Below are 1,788 nucleotides of genomic sequence, written 5' to 3' on the forward strand. Positions count from 1 at the left end.
ATATGGTAGACGTTTGCCTACCAAAGCATTCTATATCTTAAACGATGATATGACGATGACGTTAATCTGGAAAGATGGGGAGTTGGTAGAATGATGCAAACCTATAAAGTAAGTCTTTGTATCAAGTTCTTAGCGTCTAAATGTAATTATAAATTAAAAAAGCATTATTTTGTGCAAAGTACGAATGAGGAAGAAGCCACGAATACGGTATTAAAACTGACTCGTAAAAAGCTCCCGTTCCAAACTGCAAGCATAGAGGTCGAAAAAGTGGAGGTAGTAGTATGATGCCGAAATATCGAGTGTGGGACGAATATACAGGAAGAATACACGATGTTGTAGGATTCGACTTCATTGAGACTGAAGTTCACTATGAAAACTACGCGGAAGCAGAAGCTTTAATACATGCAAGAGATTTTAAAGATGTAGAACTTATGCAAAGTACAGGACTTAAAGACAAAAACAACAACGAAATATATGCGGGAGATATAGTTGAGTTTGAAGATGAAATATTAGAGATGCCAGACGATGAATCTGTAATAGGAACAATTAATAGAGCAGTAATATCTATTGATGTTGTAAATGGTATTCAATTAAAAGATTTTATGTTTGAGGGCGCAGTCTCCGAAAATGATTACTTTGAGTATATAGACATAAAATCCTTCCTTAGATATGACTGTGAGGTTAAAGGCAACATATTTGAATCATCACATTTATTGGAGGTAACAGAATGAACTATGAAACAGGGGTCCAACTAGGTGTAATGGACGCTAGGTTGAAGAAGATGAGAAAACAACGTGATGAGTACAAGAAGCAACGTGATGAGCTTATTGGGGATATAGGTAAGTTAAGAGAACGCAACAAAGAGCTGGAGAAGAAAGCAAGTGCATGGGATAGGTATTGCAAGAGCGTTGAAAAAGATTTAATAAACGAATTTGGCAAAGATGGTGAAAGAGTTAAATTTGGAATGGAATTAAACAATAAAACTTTTATGGAGGAAGACACTAATGAATAACCGTGAACAAATAGAACAATCCGTTATAAGTGCTAGTGCGTATAACGGCAATGACACAGAGGGATTACTAAAAGAGATTGAGGACGTATATAAGAAAGCGCAAGCGTTTGATGAAATACTTGAGGGAATGACAAATGCTATTCAACATTCAGTTAAAGAAGGTATTGAACTTGATGAAGCAGTAGGGATTATGACGGGTCAAGTTGTCTATAAATATGAGGAGGCACAGGAAAATGACTAACACATTAACAATTGATCAGTTACAAGAGTTATTACAAATACAAAAGGAGTTCGACGATAGAATACCAACGCTGAACTTACGAGATAGCAAAATAGCATATGTAGTTGAATTCTTTGAATGGTTTAATACATTGGAAACGTTTAAGAACTGGAAGAAGAAACCAGGTAAGCCGTTAGACGTACAACTTGATGAATTAGCTGACATGTTGGCGTTTGGATTGAGTATTGCGAATCAAGTAGGAGTGTCATCAGAAGAGATAAAAGAAGCGATTGAATCAAGTTTTAAAGATACAGAATTTCACAAAATGTTTAATTTTAAAGATAAAGAATTTGCTCAAGACGCAGTTGTTAGTACACCACAGATAATATTCAAAGAATTTTATCCCGACCAACAAGCAATTGTTATAGTGATAGACATAGCTTACAACTTATATTCTATCGACCAACTCATTGACGCATACAAAAAGAAAATGAAAAGGAATCATGAAAGACAAGATGGAACAGCAGACGCAGGAAAAGGATACGTGTAAAGACAT

At 35.4% G+C, this 1,788-nt stretch carries 5 protein-coding genes and 1 pseudogene; all 6 read left to right on the plus strand.

The genetic code is table 11. The features are described 5' to 3' along the window. A pseudogene (locus KQ486_RS14490) lies at nt 1–94 on the plus strand (hypothetical protein); the annotation flags it as partial. After that, nucleotides 91–285 carry a hypothetical protein gene (locus KQ486_RS14495; RefSeq protein WP_000983954.1) on the plus strand — a complete coding sequence of 65 codons (195 nt, stop codon included), beginning with the start codon at nt 91–93 and terminating at the stop codon, nt 283–285. The pseudogene KQ486_RS14490 and the gene KQ486_RS14495, both read left to right, overlap by 4 nt. Then, nucleotides 282–731, plus strand: coding sequence for a YopX family protein (locus KQ486_RS13875; RefSeq protein ID WP_000982708.1), 450 nt, complete (start codon nt 282–284; stop codon nt 729–731). Before KQ486_RS14495 ends, KQ486_RS13875 begins: the two co-directional genes overlap by 4 nt. After that, the gene (locus KQ486_RS13880; protein WP_001105621.1) at nt 728–1,012 is read left to right on the plus strand and encodes a hypothetical protein; all 285 of its coding nucleotides are present in this window, start codon (nt 728–730) and stop codon (nt 1,010–1,012) included. The genes KQ486_RS13875 and KQ486_RS13880 overlap by 4 nt, the downstream gene beginning before the upstream one ends. Continuing rightward, nucleotides 1,005–1,253 (plus strand): type II toxin-antitoxin system toxin HigB, encoded by a 249-nt coding sequence (gene higB, locus KQ486_RS13885; RefSeq protein ID WP_001065083.1) that lies wholly within the window; start codon nt 1,005–1,007, stop codon nt 1,251–1,253. Before KQ486_RS13880 ends, higB begins: the two co-directional genes overlap by 8 nt. Further along, nucleotides 1,246–1,782, plus strand: a complete 537-nt coding sequence (locus tag KQ486_RS13890) for a dUTP diphosphatase (RefSeq protein WP_000185669.1) — start codon at nt 1,246–1,248, stop codon at nt 1,780–1,782. The genes higB and KQ486_RS13890 overlap by 8 nt, the downstream gene beginning before the upstream one ends. The last annotated feature ends 6 nt before the right edge of the window (nt 1,783–1,788 follow it).

The organism is Allobacillus halotolerans (genome assembly GCF_018967645.1).
Classification (GTDB): Bacteria; Bacillota; Bacilli; order Bacillales; family Alkalibacillaceae; genus Allobacillus; species Allobacillus halotolerans.